The organism is Niastella koreensis GR20-10 (assembly GCF_000246855.1).
In the GTDB taxonomy this organism is placed as follows: Bacteria; Bacteroidota; Bacteroidia; order Chitinophagales; family Chitinophagaceae; genus Niastella; species Niastella koreensis.
This window is the reverse complement of the sequence record NC_016609.1, coordinates 7563115-7586464: the sequence shown is the minus strand read 5'-3', so window position 1 is coordinate 7586464 and position 23350 is coordinate 7563115. Positions and strand designations below refer to the sequence as shown.

Below are 23350 nucleotides of genomic sequence, written 5' to 3'. Positions count from 1 at the left end.
AACTAAATGATCGCTGCAATGATACGTTTCAGGCTAACCTTAATTACGATTATTTTTTCTTTTTTATTGATCCGTTGCTCGAACTCGCAAAAGCCAATTAATGGGGAAGCAAAGTTCACCCCAGATGATGAGGAACTTTTTACCCAGGTTCAGGAGCAAACTTTTCAATACTTCTGGGAGGGCGCCGAACCGCACAGCGGTATGGCCCGGGAACGTATTAATGTTGATGATGTATATCCGGAAAATGATAAAAATGTGGTTACAACCGGAGGAAGTGGCTTTGGTGTTATGGCGTTATTAGTAGGGATTCACCGCAATTTTATTACCCGCGGTCAGGGAAGGCAACGACTGGAAAAAATAGTTCATTTTCTGCAAAATGCCGATCGTTTTCATGGAGCCTGGCCACATTGGATGTATGGAGAAACAGGCAGGGTAAAACCCTTTGGCCGTAAGGATAATGGCGGCGACCTGGTTGAAACTTCTTTCCTGTTACAGGGCTTGCTTTGTGCCCGGCAATTCTTTGCAAAAGGCGATTCTGCCGAGCAGGTACTGGCTGCCCGCATCGATACGTTGTGGCAGGATGTAGAGTTTGACTGGTACCGCCATGGTGAAAACGTTTTGTACTGGCACTGGAGCCCCACCTATAACTGGGAAATGAATTTTCCGGTGCATGGTTATAATGAATGTTTGATTATGTATATCCTGGCGGCGTCTTCGCAAACGCATGGCGTGCCGCCAGAAGTATATCACGAAGGCTGGGCGCAGAATGGTCAGATTGTTTCACGCTGTCCGGTATTTGGTTATTCTTTACAACTATATCACCAGGGAGATTCGCCGTATGGCGGACCGCTGTTCTGGGCGCATTACTCCTACCTGGGGCTCGATCCGCATGGATTAAGGGACCGGTATGCCGATTATTGGGAAGAAAATAAAAATCAAACCCTCATCAATTATGCCTGGTGCGTAAAAAATCCCAAGTATTTTAAATGCTATGGACCCGACAGCTGGGGGCTTACTGCCAGTTACTCCGTGGCTGGTTATGCCGCGCATGCGCCGGGCCAGAATACTGATCTGGGTGTTATATCACCCACCGCAGCATTATCCTCCTTTCCCTATACCCCACAACAATCTATGCAGGCCTTGCGCCATTGGTACAGCGATGAAAAAGATAAACTCTATGGCCCTTATGGCTTTTATGATGCGTTTAGCCAGTCGGCTAGCTGGTATCCACAAAAGTACCTGGCTATAGATCAGGGGCCTATTGTTGTAATGATGGAAAATTATCGCAGCGGGTTGCTGTGGAATTTATTTATGAGCTGCCCGGAAGTAAAAACAGGGTTAAAAAGCCTCGGCTTTGTAAGCCCGCATTTTAAATGAACGGGAGCGTCCTGAACGTAGCCGGGGGCCGAATTAAACAAGTTTTATAATGTTTAAAAGACTAACTTATATAGCTGTTTTCCTTGCGGTCCTTGTTCCGCAGGTTTTTCCTCAAAGCAATGCGAATTCAGAACGTGTGCAGAAAGAAAAGGCGGGCCGTTCCCCAACCGGAGAAACGCCCGCCTTTACCAACCATACCTATTGTAATCCCATAAATATTGACTACGGCTATACGCCCATTCCCAATTTTACCGAATGGGGTAAACACCGCGCTACCGCCGATCCGGTGATTGTGCTATACAAGGGCGATTATTATTTATTCAGCACCAATCAGTGGGGGTATTGGTACAGCAGCGATATGAGTAACTGGCATTTTGTTTCCCGCTCATTTTTGAAACCCTGGCACAAAGTGTATGACGACCTGTGTGCACCGGCGGTTTGGGTGATGGGCGATACCTTGCTGGTATTTGGTTCAACCTATTCAACCAACTTTCCCATTTGGATGAGCACCAATCCCAAAGCGAATGAATGGAAAGAAGCCATCGATTCATTTGAAATAGGCGGCTGGGACCCCGACTTTTTCCTGGACGACGATGGCAGGTTGTATATGTACAATGGCAGCAGCAACCGGTATCCATTGTATGGGATTCAAATAGACCGTAAAACATTTATGCCTAAGGGCACCCGCAAGGAAATGTATTTGCTGGAACCCTGGCGGTATGGCTGGCAGCGTTTTGGTGAATTCCAGGATAACACTTTCCTGGATCCTTTTATTGAAGGCGCCTGGATGACAAAATATAACGGAAAATACTACCTGCAATATGGGGCGCCCGGTACAGAGTTCAGCGGTTATGCCGATGGTGTGGTGGTTGGCGATCATCCGCTGGGGCCGTTTGTTCCGCAATCGTTACCCCTCAGTTACAAGCCAGGAGGTTTTGCCCGCGGTGCAGGACATGGCGCTACTTTTAAAGACCCATTCAACAACTGGTGGCATGTATCTACCATAGTTATAGCAGTAAAAAATAATTTTGAACGGCGCATTGGCATCTGGCCGGCCGGTTTTGACAAAGACGATGTGATGTATATGGATGCGGCGTTCGGAGATTACCCTCATTATCTACCGGCAAATCGTGGAAAGTCTGAAATACAACCTGTTTTAGAAAAGAGTCGGGTGCTGCCAAACTCTCCCTCCACCGGAGGGGGCCGGGGGGAGGCCGCCTTTACCGGCTGGATGCTTCTCAATTATTCCAAACCCGTTACGGTTTCATCTACACTTGCCAGTTATAATGCTAACTTCGCTGTAGACGAAAGCATTAAAACGTATTGGAGTGCCGCTACTGGCAATAAGGGCGAATGGATAGCAACCGACCTGGGAGGTATTTGTACAGTACACGCCATTCAACTCAATTATGCCGATCAGGATGTAAATTTCCTGGGAAAACAACAAGGCACTTATCATCAATATAAGCTATATCAAAGTGCGGATGGCAAAAACTGGAAATTGCTGATAGATAAAAGCAACAACAAAACCGATGTGCCACACGATTATATTGAATTGCCGAACCCGGTTCAAACCCGTTATATAAAGCTCGAAAATATTCATATGCCCGGCGGCAAATTCGCCATCAGCGGGCTACGGGTATTTGGTAATGGCAACGGCAATAAACCCGACACCGTAAAACAGTTTATTGTTTTGCGCACCGAAAAAGACAAACGCAGCGCCTGGTTAAAATGGTCGCCGGTTGACAATGCCTATGCCTATAATATTTACATGGGGCTGGCGCCGGATAAGTTATACAACTGTGTAATGGTATATAGCAACAATGAGTATTACTGTAAAGCTATGGATAAGGAAAAGCCCTATTACTTCACCATTGAAGCCATCAATGAGAACGGCGTATCGGCCAGAAGTAAAGTTATAAAAGCAGAATAATCAAATAAAAACATATGCGCAGCACATTATTAACGATTGTTACCTTATCCTTTCTGTTGCACGCAACCGCACAAACATCCCACGCCAAAATGAAGGCGTATGTGGCCAGCCTCATGAGCAAAATGACGCTGGACGAAAAGATCGGTCAGCTGAACCTGGTAACACCCGGCTGGGGTGTGCCAACCGGTTCCGTAGTAAGCAGGGGTGTGGAAGATAATATCCGCAAAGGACGCGTAGGCGGACTGTTCGGCATTTTCGGCCCTGATAAAATACGCCAGGCGCAAACGCTGGCCGTAAAAGAAAGCCGGCTGCATATTCCACTCATCTTTGGGTTAGATGTGATACATGGCCACAAAACTATTTTTCCTATTCCACTCGGCCTCTCCTGTTCCTGGGATACTACACTGATAGAACGCAGTGCGCGCATTGCTGCCGTAGAAGCTACAGCCGATGGATTGTGCTGGGTATACTCGCCTATGGTGGATATTGCGCGTGATCCACGCTGGGGGCGGATTGCTGAAGGCTCGGGCGAAGACCCTTACCTGGGTTCAAAAATAGCAAGGGCCATGGTGAAAGGCTACCAGGGCACAGACCTGTCGAAAGACAATACTGTAATGGCCTGTGTAAAACATTTTGCCCTGTATGGAGCCGCAGAAGCCGGCCGCGATTACAATACCACCGACATGAGCCGTATTAAAATGTTCAATGAATACCTGCCACCCTACAAGGCGGCTGTTGATGCCGGCGTGGGCAGTGTAATGAGCTCTTTTAATGAAATAGATGGCATTCCGGCAACAGGCAATCACTGGCTGCTGACGGAGCTGTTACGCAATAAATGGGGCTTTAAAGGTTTTGTGGTATCGGATTATACCTCGGTTAATGAAATGATGGCGCATGGTATGGGCGATCTGCCAACCGTATCGGCCCTGGCGTTGAAGGCCGGGTTGGATATGGACATGGTAGGCGAAGGCTTTCTGACCACTTTACAAAACTCCCTCAAAGCCGGTAAGGTAACACTGCAAGAAATAAACGATGCCTGCCAGCGTGTACTGGAAGCCAAATACAAGCTGGGGTTGTTCGATGACCCTTATCGTTACATAAACGAATCGAGGCCCGGTAAAGAGATCCTGACAGCGCAGAACCGGCAGGCAGCCCGGGAAGCGGCCACCCACACGATGGTGCTGTTAAAAAATGAGCGGCAGGTGCTGCCTTTAAAAAAATCAGGCACCATTGCGTTAATAGGTCCGCTGGCCGATAACCATTCAGAAATGCTGGGCACCTGGGCCGTAAGTGGCGATAAAACAAAAAGTGTAAGTATAATCGAAGGGTTGAAAAATGTGGCAGGCAGCGGCGTGCAGATCCTGTTGGCAAAAGGCGCCAACATCACCGATGATACGGCATTTGCCAAACGCATCAGTCCGTTTGACAAACCAACAGAGATCGATGCCCGTACCCCGGATGCCATGATACAGGAAGCGATTGACGTAGCCGGAAAAGCAGACGTAGTGGTTGCTGTTGTGGGCGAAGCAGCGGAAATGTCGGGCGAATCAGCCAGCCGTACCAGCCTGGATTTACCCGGCAGCCAGCGAAAGCTGATTGAAACCCTGATAAAAACCGGAAAGCCGCTGGTGGTGGTATTATTGAATGGCCGCCCGCTTACCATACCCTGGCTCCATGAGCAGGCGCCCGCCATTCTGGAAGCCTGGTTTGCGGGAACCGAAGCCGGCAACGCCATTGCCGATGTGTTGTTTGGGGATTATAATCCTTCGGGCAAACTCACTACCTCTTTTCCACGCAATGTGGGCCAGATACCTATTTACTACAATCACAAAAATACCGGCCGGCCTTACGAAGGCGGTAATCCAAAATTCAAATCAGACTACCTGGATGTAGATAATTCGCCTTTGTACCCCTTTGGTTACGGGCTCAGTTATACTACGTTTTCCTACGATACCATTCAACTCAGCCAAAACACCTTACGGCCCGGGCAGTCGATAACCGCTTCTGTTATGGTTAAGAATACCGGGAATATGGCCGGGGAAGAAACGGTTCAACTGTACATCCGCGACCTGGCAGGGTCTGTGACCCGTCCGGTAAAAGAATTGAAAGGTTTTCAGAAAATAATCCTGAATGCCGGGGAAATGAAAAAAGTGGAATTCACTATTACGGAGAACGACCTGAAATTTTACAACAGTGAGCTGAAATATGTGGCCGAACCTGGCGAATTTAAGATCTTCATTGGCACCAGTAGCCGGGATGTAAAGGAAACCGGCTTTAGGTTGGTGAAATAATTTTGCGGTGTAACTTGCGCCCAAATTAATAATTGATGGCACCTGTGAAGAACATAATTTTTGATTTGGGCGGAGTTTTACTCAACCTGGATGTACCAAAAACCAGTGCAGCATTTAAAGCATTAGGGCTAACCCATATTGATGAACTGTTTCGCATTGGGTTTGCCACTTCTTTTTTCAGGGATTATGAGATGGGCACCATTTCGGACGAGGAGTTTGTAGAAAAAGCACTGCAACTAACGGCGCCCGGCACCACCCCGGCGCAGGTAATTGCGGCCTGGAATGATATGTTGCTCGATTTTCCGGCGGAGCGCGTGGAATTTCTTAAACAGCTACAAAGCAAATATCACATTTACTTATTCAGCAATACCAATCAAATTCACCTGTTGCATTTTCACAAGGCTTACCGGGAAGTGTATGGCGGCGAAATGGACGACCTTTTTATAAAGGCTTATTATTCCCACCTTATAAGAATGCGTAAACCCGACGTAGCGGCATTTGAGTATGTTATAAAGGCTAGTGGTGTTAATGCGGCAGAAACCCTGTTCATTGACGATGCCCTGATAAATGTGGAAGGGGCGCATAAAGCCGGGTTACAGGCATTGCATCTGAGCGATGGAAAAACGATCCTTGATCTGGGACTGTAAAATATCGAATATTGAACCGTGGAATATTGAATTTTGAAGTGAAAACCAATGCTTTGTATTCCATTCGGCGTTCAAAATTGGACTCGACATTCGTTATTCTTCGACTTCTTCAAAATCAATATATTCGCCTGCTTTTGGTTTGCCGGCAGTGTTATTGCCAGCCGATGACTGACCATTATTACCGGCAGCAGTATTTTGCTGAAGCGGGTCCTGCGGCTGTTGGTGCTGGCGTTGAAATTCCTTTATCTGGCTGCGTACGCGCCACGACATTTTAATAACGGGCACGAGGAAGTTGAATACAAACTTGTAAATGAAGATGGCAAGGAATATATATAGTAGTAAGCGAATTATGTTCATATTAGAAAAACTAAAGGTATAAATACAACCCCTGACAAACTGTTAAGGAGCTTGCAAATACAATTCAGCTGCTGCAAAAAACAGGCCCCTGACCTTTGTTTTGGGGAACTTGGCAAAACTATAGAAAAGCAACAAGTTTGGCATTCTTAATGTTCAAATGAAGGGTAAAAAGGTGGACATCACCCATTTAAATTTTCGTTTATTCAAAATTAACAACCAGGTTTTTGGAAGTAATAATTTAATTACCTTACCTTTGCCAAGGCAAAAGAAGATTAGAAAGGGAACGGAATCGTTCCCTTCTTTATTTCCCATAAGACATGGAAACACCAGTACAGGCAATTGAAAAAATGATGCAGGATATGCTGGCTAACGACCCGGCTTATTTCCTGGTAGAGATCAAAGTAAAACCCACCAATAACGTAAAGCTTTTTTTGGATGGCGACCAGGGAGTAACCATCGAAAAATGTATCTCCTGGAACCGGGCTTTATATAAAAAGATCGAAGAAGATAATCTATTCCCTAATGGAGACTTTTCGCTTGAAGTATCTTCTCCCGGCGTAGACGAACCCTTAAAATTGTTACGGCAGTACAGGAAGAACCTGGGCCGGTCGGTTGAGGTGATCCTCAAAGACGGGATTAAAGTTGCCGGCAAAATGACGGAAGTAGGTGAAGACACAATTACGGTTGAGGAAACAAAAGGAAAAAATAAAAAGAAAGAGGTGATAACACACCATTTTCAATTTGATCAAATTAAATCAACAACAATTCAAACAGTATTTTAATAAGATCCTGACACGCAGGTGTTGGGATAAAAATTGTAGTATATGGCAAGCATAAACTTGATAGAGGCCTTCGCTGACTTTAAGGACGCGGAAAATATAGACCGCCCTACCATGATGAAAGTGGTAGAGGATGTTTTCAAAACCCTGCTGCGTAAAAAATATGGCAGTGACGAGAATTTTGACGTAATTGTGAATGCAGAAAAGGGTGACCTGGAAATTATGCGCCGCCGTACTATAGTTGAGGATGGAGCTGTGATGGATCCCCTGGCAGAGATTGCCTACAGTGATGCTGTAAAAATTGAACCCGACTTTGAAGTAGGGGAAGAATTATACGAGGAAATTAATATCCTCGATTTCGGCCGCCGGGCTATTCTGGCTGCTAAACAAACCCTGGCCAGCCGTATTAGTGATCTGAAAAAGAACGTACTGGTTAAAAAATACGGTGACAGAATTGGTGAGATAATCGGTGCCGAGGTTTACCAGGTTTGGAAAAAAGAAATTTTATTGCTCGATGAAGAAGGGAATGAGTTAATATTGCCTAAGTCTGAGCAAATTCCGCAAGACTATTTCAAGAAAGGTGAAAATATCCGCGCCGTTGTTAAAAAAGTAGAATTAAAAAACAATTCTCCGGTCATTATTTTATCCCGTACCTCTCCCTCTTTCCTGGCAAAACTGCTTGAAATTGAGGTGCCTGAAATATTTGATGGTTTAATTGTTATCAAAAAGATCGTTCGTGAACCTGGTGAAAGGGCCAAAGTGGCGGTAGAATCATACGACGATCGTATTGATCCCGTAGGCGCCTGCGTGGGGATGAAAGGTAGCCGTATCCATGGAATTGTACGGGAACTGAAAAACGAGAACATCGATGTTATTAACTGGACCAATAATGTTCAACTGCTGATCCAACGCTCGCTTACACCTGCCAAGATCACTACCCAGGATCTTGACAATGATAAAAAACAGGCGAATGTATACCTGAAACCTGATCAGGTGTCGCTGGCAATTGGTAAAAAAGGCGTGAATATCAAACTGGCACAGGAATTAACCGGATATAGCATAGACGTATATCGCGATACGGAAGGCGAACCCCAGGAATTTGATATCGATCTGGAAGAATTCAGCGATGAAATTGAAACCTGGATTATTGATGAACTTAAGCGCGTTGGCTGCGATACAGCACGCAGCGTACTGGATCTCACCGCCGAAGAGTTGGAAAGAAGAACCGACCTCGAAAGAGAGACCATCAATGAAGTTCGTCGTATTCTGAATGAAGAATTTGAAAAGGGATAGGCGAAGCAAGCAGGTGAAATTGGACTAATAAGTATGTAGTTTAAAGTAGTCAAAACACACAGGCAGTGTTTAATTTATATGACTATTTTGAGTTATATGACTAATTTAACTTTTTCCAAGTAATTTGCTTATCCAAACAGCGAACAAAACAAAAAATTGTCTTACAATAACGAATGGCAGAAACAACAACAATAAGATTAATGGCCGCAGCCAAGGAGTTTAACATCGGCAAGGAAACGCTGGTAGACTTTTTGGTAGGAAAGGGATTTAACAATGACGATCTCAAACCAACGTCAAAACTGACGGAGGAGATGTATCGTGCTTTACAGCAGGAATTCCAGAGTGATAAAGTGGCCAAGCTAAAAAGTGACCAGATCGATCTGCCGAAGGGAAGTCTGGAAGCGAAGAAGAAGAAGGAAGACGATGCTGCGGCTGTGAAGAAAGAGGTGGTTAAAAAACAGGAGCCAGCTCCGGTTGTGGAAGATAAGAAAGAAGAGAAGGTAGAAAAGGTAGAGGAGAAAGTGGTTGTTGAAGAGAAAAAAGAGGAGAAGAAAGAGGAAAAAGCAGCCGAAGTGGTGCCGGTAGTTGAAAAACAACCTGTTGTTGAACAGCCAGTTGAAGAAGCTCCGCCTGTAGTGGTTGAAGAAAAGAAAGAAGCTCAGCAGTTGCCGGTAAAAGAAGATGTTGTAGAAGAGCCTAAAGCTGAGGATAAGCAACCTGAAATTACTAAGGTAGAAGCACCTGAAATTGAAGGACCTAAAGTTTTGGATAAAATAGACCTGTCGGCAATTGATTCATCAACAAGACCGAAGAAAACGCCGATAGTTGTTAAGAAGAAAGAAGAAGAGGCGCCAGCAGTTAAGGCGAATGAAGAAACGCCGCCTGTTAAGGAAGAAAAGCCAAAGACGGTAGCTAAAGAAGCACCTGTTGAAACGCCCAAAGAAGAAGCTCCAAAGGTTACAGCTACAACACCTGTGGTTGAAGAAAAGCCGAAAAAACCCAAAGAGGAAAAGGCGCAACCGCAGCAGCAACAGCCTGCAAAACAGGTAGTAGTTGAAAAGAAAAAGCAACAGGAGCCGGTTAAGGAAGTGCAAAAACAAGAAGAGCCGAAGGAAGAAGCACTGCCACCGGTAATTGAAAATATTAAAGCAGATAAACTTACGGGACCGAAAATTCTGGGCAAAATAGAATTACCGGTTGGCGACGAAGCCCGCACCAAACCGAAGCCCAACGAGGAAAAAAGGAAGCGCAAGCGCATTCCGATTGAAAAGAAGGATCAGCAACAACAGTCGCAGCAATCTGCGCAGGAACGGGCTCAGCATCTTTTCAAGAAAAGAGAACCAGGTCAGCAGCAGGGTGGACAAGGCGGTCATCACGGAGGCGGAGGCCATCATGGTGGTCAGGGCCAGGGTGGTGGTCAACACCGTCAGGGCGGAGGCCAGCACCAGGGCGGCGGCGGAAACTTCAGAGGCGGTGGTAATAACCGTCCCGGACAAAACCGTCACCAGGGCCCGGGAGGTGGAAATCGCCATGTGTCACGCGAACCTAAAGAGATCAACGAAAAAGAGATCCAGGATAAAATACGCGAAACACAAGCCAAGCTTTCTGGTGGTAAAGGCGGCAATAAGGGCATAAAGAAAGCGCGCCGTCACGAAAAACGCCAGAATATGGCAGAACGGGAAGGGGTCGCAGGAGAGGATAACAAGCTGCAGGTTACCGAGTTCATCAGTGTAAGCGAACTGGCCAACCTGATGGATGTAAGCTTTGCAGAAGTTATCAGTAAATGTATGAGCCTTGGTCTGATGGTGTCTATCAATCAGCGTTTGGATGCCGAGGTAATTGAACTGGTGGCAGGTGAATTTGGTTACGAAGCCGAGTTCATCGATATGGAAAAGCAGCTGGAACTGGAGGAAGAAGAAGAAGTGGATAATGAAGAAGACCTGCAGCACCGCGCTCCCATTGTTACCATCATGGGTCACGTTGACCACGGTAAAACATCGTTGCTCGACTATATCCGCAGTGCAAATGTGGTAGCTGGTGAGGCGGGTGGTATTACCCAGCACATTGGCGCCTACGAAGTAACGCTGCCAAATGGTAAAAAGATCACCTTCCTCGATACACCTGGTCACGAAGCGTTTACAGCGATGCGTGCCCGTGGTGCCAAAGTAACCGATATAGCAGTAATTGTGGTGGCAGCAGACGATGCGGTGATGCCGCAAACCAAGGAAGCCATCAGCCACGCACAGGCTGCCGGTGTACCAATGATCTTTGCCATCAACAAGATAGATAAAGACGGAGCCAACCCACAAAAAATATACGAACAACTGGCAGGTATGAACCTGTTGGTGGAAGAATGGGGTGGTAAATACCAGAGCCAGCAATTGAGCGCCAAGCAGGGCTTGAATGTAGACAGCCTGCTGGAAAAGATCCTGCTCGAAGCTGAATTGCTCGATCTGAAAGCTAACCCAGAACGTGAAGCAACCGGTACCATCATTGAGGCTACCCTCGATAAAGGACGTGGCTATGTAGCTACTGTTCTGGTTCAGAACGGTACGCTGAAACATGGCGACCTGGTAGTATCCGGTCAGTTCTTTGGCCGTGTGAAAGCTATGTTCAACGAGCGTAACAAACGCGTTGACGAAGCGCCACCTTCTACCCCGGTATTGATCCTGGGTTTGAACGGTGCTCCTCAGGCTGGTGAGAAATTCAAAGTATATGAGGATGAAGCAGAAGCCAAGGATGTAGCTAACCGCCGTGCACAGATCTTACGCGAACAGGGTATACGTACCAAGAAACATATCACACTCGATGAAATTGGCCGTCGTTTGGCATTAGGAAACTTCAAACAGTTGAACCTGATCCTGAAAGGCGACGTGGATGGTTCTGTAGAAGCGTTGAGCGACTCACTGCAAAAACTGTCAACCGAAGAGATAGTAGTATCGGTAGTACATAAAGCAGTAGGTGCGATCAGTGAAAGTGACGTAATGCTGGCAACTGCATCCGATGCCATCGTGGTTGGTTTCAACGTGCGGCCTTCAACACAGGCTAACCGCCTGGCTGAATCCGAAGGCGTGGAAATCAAACTGTACTCGATCATCTACAACGCTATCGAAGAGGTGAAGAGCGCGATGGAAGGGATGTTGGAACCCAAGATCACTGAAAAGATCGTTGCCAACGTGGAAGTACGCAACGTGTTCAAATTCGATAAAGCTACCGTTGCAGGTTGTTATGTACTCGATGGTAAGATCCTGCGTAACTCTAAGATCCGCGTAATTCGGGACGGTATTGTAGAATATCCTAAGGGTGAAGGTCAGGCCGCTGAACTGCAGTCTTTGAAACGCTTCAAAGACGACGTGAAGGAAGTTCCTTCAGGTATGGAGTGCGGTTTAACAGTTAAGAACTTTAGCGATATTAAAGTAGGCGATATAATAGAAGCGTTTGAACTGGAAGAAGTAAAACGCACATTATAATAGTTGCAGGTTACAGGTTTCAGGTTTCAGGGAAATGCCCAAAACGGGCCCTGCAACCTGCAATTTGTAACCTGTATCATTTTGTTTCACACCAAACTTTTGTTAAATAACCTTCCTTTCCCAATAAATGGCAGCGGAACTGTTAAATTTGGCGCTGTCCCTTTTCAAAAATATTCACAGATGAAGTCTGTTTTTACTTTTATTACCGCCTTGCTTTTTGTAACCATTGCGGTAGCCCAGGCCCCACGTAAAGTTGTAGCCGATAAAATCGTAGGCATTGTAGGCGATAAGATCATATTAAAATCTGATGTGTATAACGATATCCTCGACCGTCAGCGTCGCGGAGAGCCGGTTCCTGAAAACGCCAACTGCGCCATTATGGAGCAGATTCTTACGTTGAAGGCACTGGTGCTGCAGGCTGAAAAAGACTCCATCCAGGTTGGGGACGATGAAATTGATGCCCTGCTCGATAATCAGATCCGCGGTTTTATTCAGATGTATGGATCAAAAGAAGCCCTGGAAGAAATTGCCGGCCGTACGGTTTACCAGATCAAGGAAGATTTTCGCCAAACCTTTAAAGAAAGGAAGCTCGCTGAGCGGATGCGCGATAAGATCGTAGAAAATATCAAGATCACACCACAGGAAGTAAAAGACTTCTTTATGAAGAAGGACCAGAAAAACCTGCCCTATTATGAATCGCAGGTGGTGATTGGTCAAATTGTGGTGAGCCCCAAAGCCAGCCGTGACCTGGAAAAACTGACCCAGGATGAATTAAACGATTTCAAAAAGCAGGTAGAATCAGGTCAGCAGAAATTTGAAACACTCGCTAAATTATATAGCCAGGACCCCGGAAGTAAGGATAATGGCGGTCAATACTCTGTTAACCGTACAGAAAAACAATGGGATCCTACCTGGCTGAGCAACGCCTTCAGGCTTAAAGAAGGACAGGTTTCGCCGGTGTTTAAATCAAAATTCGGTTATCATATTATACAAATGGTAAGCCGGGCCGGTGATGACGCCATCATTCGTCACATATTACGTGTTCCTTCAATTACAGATGATGAGATCAACGAAGCTGTGAATAAACTCGATTCAGTACGGGCTAAATTAATTGCCGGCACCATCACCTTTGGTGAAGCTGTTGCCCGCTACAGCGATGATGAGAACTCAAAATTCACTGGTGGATATATACAAAACCAGGCTGGTTCCACCTTCCTGGAATTAAGCCAGCTGGATAAAGATCTGGTTGAAATGCTTGGAAAAACAGGGCTGAAACCTGGTGAATATTCAAAGCCTACACCTTACACCGATGACAGAGGTAAAAAAAGTGTACGCATTGTTTACCTGAAAACCCGCACCGAGCCACACGTAGAGAACCTGAAAGATGATTATGACCGCCTGGCTAAGGATGCGCTCGAAGTAAAAAAACAGAAAGCCCTGGAATCCTGGTTTGCTTCAAAGATCCCTTCTTATTACATCATGATCGATGATGAGTTTAAAGGTTGCGGTACTTTATCAAACTGGACCCAGTATGCAGCAAGTGGAAATAAATAACGACATAAGCAATTGATCATATGCAGCCCCCGACGGTACCGTCGGGGCTTTTTTTTATACAGGTGTCTGGGTAGGAAACCTAACTACAATTCGTGTATATGCTTTTGGTATAATGTGTTATTCATTGTAATAAATAATCATCTAATTGTAGGTGTAAACACTTAAAAGACTTAGAAAAGGCCATTTCAGTTCTTGGCATGAACCAGCTTTTAAGTATTTTGTATAAGTATTTACATGTAAATATTAATTCAAAATTTATCATGTAGGTTACAAAAGCTGTATGTTAAAACAGTCGAAGAAGTCCCTTCCTGAAGTAACTTATGAATACACCGCTCTAAGTCTGCAAACAGACCTGGCGGGTATTATTTTATCAGCTTCAGCTGACTTACTTTCTTTTACTGGTAAACATCAGGAAGAACTGATTGGCGACTCCTTCAAAAAAATAATTGACGCTGCAGATAAGCCCAAACTACAGGCCATACTAAATACCGGCACCGGCATCGATACCGGGCTTAACATTCAACTGGCACTAAAAGGTAAAACTGGTGTACGGCATATTGGGTTCACCGCCACTTACCAACAAAGCAATCACAAAACAAATGATGTAATAACCTGGAACGCTATTGCGGGAAGCGATGAGCAGACAGGGAATTTAGCTGCACAGTTGGAAGCCACCCGTAGGGAATTAAAAGAAGTTACCGAACGATATAAGGCATTTGTTCAGCAAAGCTCAGAGATCATCTGGCGCTGCGAATTACAAACCCCCATAAACATCTACGATCCGGAAGAAAAACAGATCCGGCAATTGTTTGACGGATGTTTGGCCGAGTGTAACGATCAGATGGCACTTTTTTATGGATATGATAATGCTGCTGATGTTATTGGAAAAACGGTATCGGTTTTCTTTGATCCAAACGAACCGGTTACCTATGAGGTGGTAAAAGAGTTTGTACAGCATGGTTATAAAATATACCGCCGCCTCTCCATGCATATAGATCACCAGGGTAATAATCGCTACTTTTTAAACAACCTGGTAGGCGTAGTGGAAGGTGGGCAGTTATTACGGGTTTGGACCACCCAGAATGAAATTACGCAGTTGCGCATGGCTGAAAAGGCCAATCGCTACCAGGCCACCGTACTGGAGAATGTGAGTGACGCTGTTGTATCCTGTGATCCCATGTACCAGGTAAAAAGCTGGAACCAGGCAGCTGAAAAGTTGTTTGGCATAAGCACCGCTGATATAATGGGTCATGCTTTACATGAGTTTATTGAGTTTAGTTTTGATAGTATTACCGGTAAACAATTGGTAGAAGAGTTGTACTGCAATGGCACCTGGGGCGGAGAGATTACATTTACCAGACCATTGGATGGGAAGAAAATAATTTTCTGGTCATCGATTTCCCTGTTAAAAAATAAAAAAGGTGAGGTAACTGATATCATTGCCATCAACAAAGACCTCACCGACCGAAAGATGGCAGAGCAGGCCGCTGCATTGGAACTAAAGCACAGCCAGCTGCAATTGACTGAATACAGCGAACGCATTACAAATATCTTAGCCAGTATAACCGATGGCTTTATTGCTGTAGATAAAAACCTGACCATATTTCTTTGGAACCATGCCGTGGAAAGTTTGACGGGGTTGGAGTCAACGCATGTGATCGGTTCAGGCGTTGATAAGATCTTCCCAAATTTCATTGGCACATCTGAGTATAATGACTATATAGAAGCTATCAATAAAGATACATCTTCCAACTTCGAGCATTTTCTCCCTTTGTTCAATCGCTGGCTCGAAACAAGTGTGTATCCGTTTTCGCAAGGCGCTTTTATTTACTTCCGTGATATTACCGATCGTAAAAAACAAGAACGGTTACTGGAGCTGGAAAAGCAGGTGTTGGAAATAAATGCCCAACCTGCCGCTTCATTAAAGGCAACCATCGATTATTTTTTGAGCGGGCTTGAAAAAACGTTTACCGACATGATCGGCTCTGTTATCATGGTGAATGATGACAAACAAACCATCATGCATTTGTCGGGCCCCAGCCTGCCTGAGGAATTTTCGCGTGCAATAAACGGCCTGAAGATCGGGCCCTATGTTGCTTCCTGCGGTACGGCCATTTACAGAAAGGAAAAAGTAATTACGGTTGACGTTGAAACCGACCCTTTATGGGAGGACTACAAGGCTTTTGCGCTGAGATTTGGATTGAGGTCCTGTTGGTCGTTCCCTATTTTAAATTCAGCCAACGACGTGCTGGCTACCATCGCCGTGTATCACAAGTACCCGGCCACACCAACAGAAAATGAATTGAGTTTATTTGAGCGGGTGATTAGTTTACTGCGCATAATCATTGAAAATAAAAATGCCGAACTAAAAATAAGACTGAGTAACGAACGGTATTTGCTGGTGACCAAGGCCACCAACGATGCCATTTGGGATTGGGATGTAAACACCAATAGCCTTTATTGGGGTGAAGGCATTTATACCCTCTTTGGTTTTAAACCCGGTTATATAGATAATACAACGAACTTCTGGGAAAGTTGTATTCACCCCGATGATCGCGACCGGGTGGTAAACGGGTTGAACAAGTTTATTACCGACAGCACGTCCAAGATCTGGGAAGATGAGTACCGGTTCATAAAACCAAATGGCGAATGTGCATTGGTGTTTGACCGGGGTTTCCTGATCTATGATCATTCCGGTAAAATCACCCGGATGGTGGGGTCTATGCAGGACATTACCGATAAAAAAGAGCTCGAAAAGAAATTATTAAAACAGCAGGTAGATAAACAAAAGCTGATTGCGCAGGCGGTAGTAAACGCCCAGGAAAAGGAAAGGGCTGAAATTGGGAAGGAACTGCATGATAATGTGAACCAGATCCTGTCAACAGCTAAACTTTACCTCGAACTGGCAGAAACAGACGATAAAAGCCGTATAGACCTGATTAAACGCAGTACCAATAATATTTCCGATGCTATAAATGAGATCCGGACAATCAGCCGGTCGCTGGTGCCACCAAGTATTGGAGATCTCGGTCTTATAGATTCGGTACAGGACCTGGTTGAAAATATAAAAGCCACACGCCGCCTGCATGTGGAGTTTTATTATTCCGGAACAATTGATAATATCCTGGATGAAAAGCGAAAGCTGATGCTTTTCCGCATTATACAGGAACAGGTGAATAATGTTTTAAAGCATGCGGCAGCCAAGAACCTGGTCATTGAGCTGATTGCAGATAGTGAAGGTCATGCGATTGACCTTACGATCAGTGATGATGGTAAAGGATTTGAACTGGATAAAGTGCGCTCGAAAAAAGGAGTTGGACTATCGAACATAGCCAGCCGCGCCCAATTATTCAATGGAAGTGTGCATATTGTTACAGCCCTGGGCGAAGGGTGTAAACTGAAAATTAATGTCCCTATTTCAAATATCTAAACCCCCTTATTGGTTATGGAAAAAATTAGTGTTTTAATTGCAGATGACCACAAATTGATACGGGAAACCTGGAGCTTTATCCTGAATAACGACCCCCGCTTTACTGTAGTGGCCGAATGCGGCGACTCGGAGCAGGCTGTGGAAATGGCCAAGAACAAGAAACCCCAGATTGTGCTGATGGATATTAACATGCTGCCTATTTCGGGGTTTGAAGCCACCGAAAAGATCAGGAAAGTATCGCCTGCATCGCGCATCATCGGTATCTCCATGCACTCGCAACCGGCCTACGCCAAAAAAATGTTGCAGATTGGCGCACGCGGTTATGTTACCAAGAACTCTTCCAAGGAAGAAATGATAAATGCCATTATGGAAGTGCATGGCGGTAATAAATACATCTGCGATGAAATAAAGAATAATATCTCTGAACTGGTGCTTGAAGAAAATAAAGATGTGCCGAATGTAAACGCCCTTACCGAGCGGGAGATCCAGATCATTAATCTTATCAAGGAAGGGCAATCATCAAAAGAGATTGCCACCAGCCTGAATATTTCTTTAAAAACAGTAGAAGTACACCGGCATAATATTCTGAAAAAGCTGAAACTGAAAAACTCGGCTTCGCTGGTGAACTTTATTAATAATGTGGCTACCAGTATGTAATTGTGTACAACGCACAATTATATATAGAGTGTAACTAATATTTATTAGTAAGAATATAAGGGACTATTAATCACCAATTTGGGGGATTTGCATCAATCGTATAAGGGTAAACCTTTATTTCCGGCTGAGAAAATTCATTAAGTGTTTAAAAGACATTGAATAATTTGTGAATTCTTTCAGAAAAAATAAGATGTTTGTGTGACCAATATCTATAGTAAAACAATCAAAATCCAACGTCCGTAATCCAGATCCTAGCGAAAGCCGAACCGTCCAATGCCCGTTTAAATTAAAAAACAAACCGGCGCAGATATTGATCCAATGTCCTGATGAGGAACAACCCCCATACCTATGAAGACTGGGGGTTTTTTTCATTTTTCTCTAACACTTCCTCTACCGCTCACATTTCTTCTTTTCCTTAATTACCCGTAGCTTTGCGCTTTCTTTTTATAATCGGGAGTAATACATGAGTGATGCAATAAAGCATGAATGCGGTTTGGCATTCATCCGTTTAAGAAAGCCGTTCTCCTACTATTTACAACAATACGGTACAGTAATGTGGGGCCTTAACAAGCTGTACCTGCTCATGGAAAAACAACATAACCGAGGCCAGGATGGTGCTGGTTTGGCCGCAGTGAAACTGAATGTGGAACCTGGCTACCCTTTTCTCTCCCGGATTAGAAGCGCTGCAAATCAACCAATTGCAGACATTTTTAGCAAAGTAAGTGCAGAAGTGAAAGAGCTGGAAAAATACCAGCCCGATGTAATGAAACACCCCGGCTTAATGAAGGGGCATATTTCATTCCTTGGCGAACTGCTGCTGGGACACCTGCGTTACGGCACCCAGGGAAAGAATAACGCTGAGTTCTGTCATCCATTTATAAAACGCAACACCATTCCCGCCCGTAACCTGGCGCTGGCTGGTAACTTTAACCTGGTTAATACCGATGAGTTGTTTAACCTCATCAATATTGAGCCGGGTGAGTTTCAAAAACAAAGCGACCTGGCCGCTATGATGGAAGTAATCCATCATTTCCTGGTTAAAGGTGATGAACAATCACAAAGCGACCTGGATGTACTGGGTGTTTTGCGTAAAGCAGTACCGCTGTTCGATGGTGGCTTTACGGTTGGTGGTTTGCTGGGTAATGGCGATTCATTTGTATTCAGGGATGCACATGGCATTCGCCCGGCGTACTATTATATTGATGAAGATGTGATTGTAGCCGCTTCAGAGCGGTCGGCCATTCGTACTGTGTTCAATGTTGGCGAAAATGAGGTGAAGGAACTGATGCCTGGTATGGGCCTGGTGGTAAAAGCCAATGGTGAGTTCACTATCGACAAAGTAGTACCGGCCAAAGAGCGCAAGGCCTGTAGCTTTGAGCGCATTTACTTTTCGCGCGGAAGTGATGAAAAGATCTATCGCGAGCGGAATGCACTCGGCTATAACTTAACCCCCCAGATCCTGGAGGCAGTTAACAACGACCTTAAGCATACTATTTTTTCATTTATTCCCAACACGGCCGAAGTAGCCTTTTATGGTTTATGGAAAGGCCTCGATGATTATTTAAAGAAAGTAAAAATAGAACGTATCCTATCCTGGGGTAAAAATTTTACCGAGGAAGAGTTGTCTGAAATGATCAACCGTAAAGTGCGGATTGAGAAGGTTGCCATTAAGGACGTTAAGATGCGTACCTTCATTACGGAAGATGTAAGCCGTAATGAAATGGTGCAGCATGTATATGACGTTACTTACGGCACGGTGGAAAAGGGAGTTGATTCATTGGTGGTGATTGACGATTCTATCGTAAGGGGTACAACCCTTAAAGAAAGCATTGTGCGTATGCTGGCCAGGCTGGAACCGAAAAAGATCATTGTTGTTTCTTCGGCGCCCCAGATCCGCTACCCCGATTGCTATGGTATTGATATGAGTAAGCTGGGCGATTTTATTGCGTTCAAAGCAGCTACGGAATTATTGAAAGAGCAGGGTAAGGAAAACTGTCTGACGGAATTGTACGAAAGATGTAAAGAATTGCAACGTTTAGACCAGTTACATACGGAAAACGTGGTTCAGCACGTTTATAAACCATTCACAACCGAACAGATCTCAAATAAAGTTGCTGAATTAATTACACCCAAGGGGCTTAAAATCCCGGTACAGGTAATTTTTCAGACAATTGAATCCCTTCATCAAGCGTGTCCAACCAATACAGGCGACTGGTATTTTACCGGTAATTACCCGACCCCTGGCGGCAACCGGGTAGTAAATAAGGCTTTTATTAACTATATGGAGGGTAAAAACGTAAGAGGGTATTAAAATCTATTAGACTGAAAACTATACTGTTATTAATGCATATTTAATTTGGTATTTGCGTATATCAGAAAAAATGCTTAATATCAGGTACGGGATTATATGTAACCTCTTCAGTACCCCCCGGAAAACTAAGGTATAAGCTCATCATTAGTAGTTGTACATAGGTACTGAAACAGACCTGGTGCCTGTTTTGTATGCCGACTGTGCAGATTATTAGCTCATTCACACACACTACTGAAAAAAAATTCGTATGAGTAAAATTACCATCATGATTGTTGATGATCACACCTTGATCCGCGAAACCTGGTCGTATTTGTTAGGAAGGAACGAAGAACTGGAAGTTATTGCTGAACTAGGAGATGGTCAACGAGCCATTGAAATTGCACGGGACAAACGTCCAAACATTGTGCTGCTCGACATTAACATGTCCCCGTTGAATGGGTTTGACATTCTAAAAATGATCCGTAAACTCTCACCCGGTTCAAAAGTTATTGCCGTGTCAATGCACTCGCAACCCGCGTATGCAAAAAAGATGCTGCGGCTGGGCGCCCGTGGTTATGTAACCAAGAATTCACCCCGTAAGGAAATGCTCGATGCTATACACCAGGTAACTGCCGGCAATGTGTACATCTGCCAGGAAGTGAAGAACATCCTGAGTGAGCAAATGATGAATGAGGAAGAAGGTGGAGATGGTTTGAACCAGCTGTCTGAACGCGAAATAGAAGTGATAAATCTTATTCGCAACGGGTTATCGTCAAAGGAAATAGCAGATAAATTAGCTATCTCTATTAAAACCGTTGAAGTGCACCGCCACAACATTCTGAAGAAATTAAAGGTAAAAAATACAGCATCGCTGATTAACTATATCAATTCGAGCGGACTGTAATTCTCCTTATATCTATTGGTATTATAATACACCTGACTAATCGTATTTTTCCGCGGTCGGCAGGTGCATTTGGCAAAGTATTTGCGGCAAATGCACTTGCCGACCGTTTAGCTTCCTATGGGGAACCAATTTTAATAACAGAACGCCTGTTAAATTTCTGATTCCTTTGATCGAACTCATTATTTTTAGGGGGATTTATCCCCCTATTATTATTTTATGAAGTCAGTAATAATTATACGGCACGCGAAGAGCAGCTGGGACCAACCCGGCGTTGAAGATTTTGATCGTCCATTAAATGACCGGGGTAAAGAAGATGCGCCTAAAATGGCTGCCCGGCTGCAGGATCGAAAAGTAAAGATTGACGCCTTTATTGCAAGTTCCGCTAAAAGGGCCCGTAAAACGGCTTCGCTGTTCATTAAAGAATATGGTGGTGAGAAAGAGGACATCATCCTGTTACCTGAACTATACCTGGCCGGTCCCGATGCGTTTTATGACGCTATAGCCAAAGCGCCGGCATCGGCAAATACCATTGCCATTTTTGCGCATAATCCCGGCATTACCGAATTCGCCAATGAGTTAACCGATGTTAGAATCGACGATATGCCTACCTGCGCCATTTTTGCTATAAATGTTGATATTAAGGATTGGAAGGAGTTCAGGGATGCGAAAAAAGAGTACTGGTTCTTTGATTATCCGAAGGCTGTCTGAACTGGGATTTATAGGATTTTTGAGATGGATGGGATAAGATCACGATTGTTTCGATTTGATAATTTGATCTATTAATTCATTGATTGCTTTTTTATAATCCTCCATTGGCCAGGGGCTTAGCTGGTAGGGGAATTCATTAGCTGCCGCCAATGCTTTTTGTAAGTTGAACTGCTCTTGTGAAACGGTATAGGCCAGCTGTTCTTTTTGCAGGTGAGCGGCTACATACTCCTGTTCTGCTTGTCCCGGTGTAGGCACTAAGATACTTTTCTTACCCAGCTTTAACAGGTCCATCACCGTGGTGTAACCCGAGCGGCTAATTACTAACTCTGCATTACACATCAATTCATTCAGCAAGCCGGCTGGGGCGTGGTTGTAGATTGTAATATTGTTTTTTACCTGCATGTTCTCTCCTTCCTTCGGTAAACCTCTCACCAATACTGTTTTTCCCGGTTGCAGTTCCAGTTGCTTCAATAAAAGGTTTTCAAAAATGCTGCGTTGCGGTTCTGGCCCCGAAAGAACGACCAGCAATTGAATGGGGCTGGTTGTAGTGGAACAGGCTTTAAACCGGCTAAGTCCGCCAAGGTACTGCACCCGGATGGAAGGTAGTTTCTCCGGATTTGAGAGTCTGCCTGCCATTGTTTTTATTCCCCTGCGGTCGGGCACCCAGCAGGTAGTGAACCGGTTTATGCGACGATAGTTTAGCAATTGAACCAGGCGGTCGGCTGGTTTTCCCAACCCGGTTTTTATATACAGCTGATGCGTAATAAAAACAGCAGGAACCTTGCGGTTATACAAACCGAACCGGTTATCTGAAATGATGCAGTCTACCCGTTGCGATTTCAGGAAAATATTTAACCAGTTCTTTTCGTTATTGATTCGGATCAATATTTTTGGAGTCTGGAGAATGATCCGGACTATGGTACCCCACCTCTTTTTGCCGTATTTCAAATTATAGCCTGCCAAATGCACATAGGTGAGCCCGGGTAACTCAAGGCTCAACAATGCTTTTTGCGTTGAATTACAGGCGATAATAACTGAACAGCCCTGAGTCAGCAGTTCGTGAATGATGGGAATGCACCGGGTGGTATGGCCTAAACCCCAATCGAGTGGCGATAATAACACGACGGGTTTTTGCTGCGGGATGTTAAATTTGTTTAATTCGGCCAAAGGGAAGTACTAATTTGTTCGTAAAATAGTTTAATTTAGTAAGAACCAATTATATGAAGAAAGTAAGTTATTCTGTGATAATCGTATTGTTAGTTAGCCTGGTTATGGCCAGTTGTAGTTCCGGTAATCGCATCGCAGGTGGCGGTTCATCCAAAAGTTGCGGTTGTGGTTTAAACAGGGGATTTGTAGGATATGGTGGACACTAAAGCCGATGTGAAATGAAAAACTCTAATCGCGATTTGCTAATTCTGGTAAAGGAAGCCTATATAAACCAGGAAGCCATGCAATATGAGCTTCATCAGTTGAATACGCTATTAGGGGATTTTGAAACATTGGACAGTTTTTGCCAGGCGCATGAAGTTTTCGATTTGCAGAAATACCGCATTCTCACAAAAAAGGCACAGTTACAAAAGATCATCGAAAAAGATACTTTGAAGCCTTTTGTATTTATCTGCAACAAAAATTAGCTGGTTTTACTTATAATAAAAAAGCG

General features: G+C 44.6%; 16 protein-coding genes. 14 read left to right on the top strand and 2 right to left on the bottom strand.

Annotated features, from left to right (window positions below; translation table 11 throughout):
• Positions 1 to 18: 18 nt before the first annotated feature.
• From NIAKO_RS30055 to NIAKO_RS30040, 4 genes are read left to right on the top strand one after another with little or no spacing between them, the layout of a single operon-like run.
• Complete coding sequence (locus NIAKO_RS30055) at positions 19 to 1377, top strand: glucoamylase family protein (protein WP_014222240.1); 1359 nt, start codon at positions 19 to 21, stop codon at positions 1375 to 1377.
• A gap of 49 nt (positions 1378 to 1426) precedes the next feature.
• Positions 1427 to 3310: a family 43 glycosylhydrolase gene (locus NIAKO_RS30050; RefSeq protein WP_014222239.1), complete on the top strand. Its 1884-nt coding sequence runs from the start codon at positions 1427 to 1429 to the stop codon at positions 3308 to 3310.
• 14 nt (positions 3311 to 3324) lie between these two features.
• Positions 3325 to 5601, top strand: coding sequence for a beta-glucosidase BglX (gene bglX, locus NIAKO_RS30045; RefSeq protein WP_014222238.1), 2277 nt, complete (start codon positions 3325 to 3327; stop codon positions 5599 to 5601).
• 44 nt (positions 5602 to 5645) lie between these two features.
• Positions 5646 to 6248, top strand: coding sequence for an HAD family hydrolase (locus tag NIAKO_RS30040; protein WP_165761288.1), 603 nt, complete (start codon positions 5646 to 5648; stop codon positions 6246 to 6248).
• Positions 6249 to 6341: 93 nt separating this feature from the next.
• Here the strand turns inward: NIAKO_RS30040 and NIAKO_RS38800 are convergent, their stop codons facing one another.
• Positions 6342 to 6605: a DUF4834 family protein gene (locus NIAKO_RS38800; RefSeq protein ID WP_014222236.1), complete on the bottom strand. Its 264-nt coding sequence runs from the start codon at positions 6603 to 6605 to the stop codon at positions 6342 to 6344.
• A gap of 317 nt (positions 6606 to 6922) precedes the next feature.
• Between NIAKO_RS38800 and NIAKO_RS30030 the strand changes: the two genes are divergently transcribed.
• The 9 genes from NIAKO_RS30030 (at position 6923) to NIAKO_RS29990 (ending at position 21690) form a co-directional block, all read left to right on the top strand.
• Positions 6923 to 7387, top strand: coding sequence for a ribosome maturation factor RimP (locus tag NIAKO_RS30030; RefSeq protein ID WP_014222235.1), 465 nt, complete (start codon positions 6923 to 6925; stop codon positions 7385 to 7387).
• Positions 7388 to 7429: 42 nt separating this feature from the next.
• The gene (gene nusA / locus NIAKO_RS30025; RefSeq protein ID WP_014222234.1) at positions 7430 to 8677 is read left to right on the top strand and encodes a transcription termination factor NusA; all 1248 of its coding nucleotides are present in this window, start codon (positions 7430 to 7432) and stop codon (positions 8675 to 8677) included.
• 173 nt (positions 8678 to 8850) lie between these two features.
• Complete coding sequence (gene infB / locus NIAKO_RS30020) at positions 8851 to 12147, top strand: translation initiation factor IF-2 (RefSeq protein ID WP_041347468.1); 3297 nt, start codon at positions 8851 to 8853, stop codon at positions 12145 to 12147.
• 180 nt (positions 12148 to 12327) lie between these two features.
• The gene (locus tag NIAKO_RS30015; RefSeq protein WP_014222232.1) at positions 12328 to 13701 is read left to right on the top strand and encodes a peptidylprolyl isomerase; all 1374 of its coding nucleotides are present in this window, start codon (positions 12328 to 12330) and stop codon (positions 13699 to 13701) included.
• Positions 13702 to 13981: 280 nt separating this feature from the next.
• Entirely contained in the window at positions 13982 to 17131 is a 3150-nt protein-coding gene (locus NIAKO_RS30010) for a PAS domain S-box protein (protein ID WP_014222231.1), read from the top strand.
• Positions 17132 to 17146: 15 nt separating this feature from the next.
• A complete protein-coding gene (locus NIAKO_RS30005) occupies positions 17147 to 17788 on the top strand; it encodes a response regulator (protein ID WP_014222230.1) in 642 nt (213 codons plus the stop codon).
• Between the two features lie 463 nt (positions 17789 to 18251).
• Positions 18252 to 20099 (top strand): amidophosphoribosyltransferase, encoded by a 1848-nt coding sequence (locus tag NIAKO_RS30000; protein WP_014222229.1) that lies wholly within the window; start codon positions 18252 to 18254, stop codon positions 20097 to 20099.
• Between the two features lie 247 nt (positions 20100 to 20346).
• On the top strand, positions 20347 to 20982 hold the full coding sequence (locus NIAKO_RS29995) for a response regulator (protein WP_014222228.1): 636 nt from the start codon (positions 20347 to 20349) through the stop codon (positions 20980 to 20982).
• A 216-nt stretch (positions 20983 to 21198) separates the two neighbouring features.
• Positions 21199 to 21690, top strand: a complete 492-nt coding sequence (locus NIAKO_RS29990) for a SixA phosphatase family protein (protein ID WP_014222227.1) — start codon at positions 21199 to 21201, stop codon at positions 21688 to 21690.
• A 39-nt stretch (positions 21691 to 21729) separates the two neighbouring features.
• Here NIAKO_RS29990 and NIAKO_RS29985 read toward each other — a convergent pair whose 3' ends face one another.
• Positions 21730 to 22812 (bottom strand): glycosyltransferase, encoded by a 1083-nt coding sequence (locus NIAKO_RS29985; protein ID WP_133055316.1) that lies wholly within the window; start codon positions 22810 to 22812, stop codon positions 21730 to 21732.
• A 263-nt stretch (positions 22813 to 23075) separates the two neighbouring features.
• Here NIAKO_RS29985 and NIAKO_RS29980 point away from each other — a divergent pair, with 263 nt between their 5' ends.
• Positions 23076 to 23324: a hypothetical protein gene (locus tag NIAKO_RS29980; RefSeq protein ID WP_014222224.1), complete on the top strand. Its 249-nt coding sequence runs from the start codon at positions 23076 to 23078 to the stop codon at positions 23322 to 23324.
• Positions 23325 to 23350: the final 26 nt, after the last annotated feature.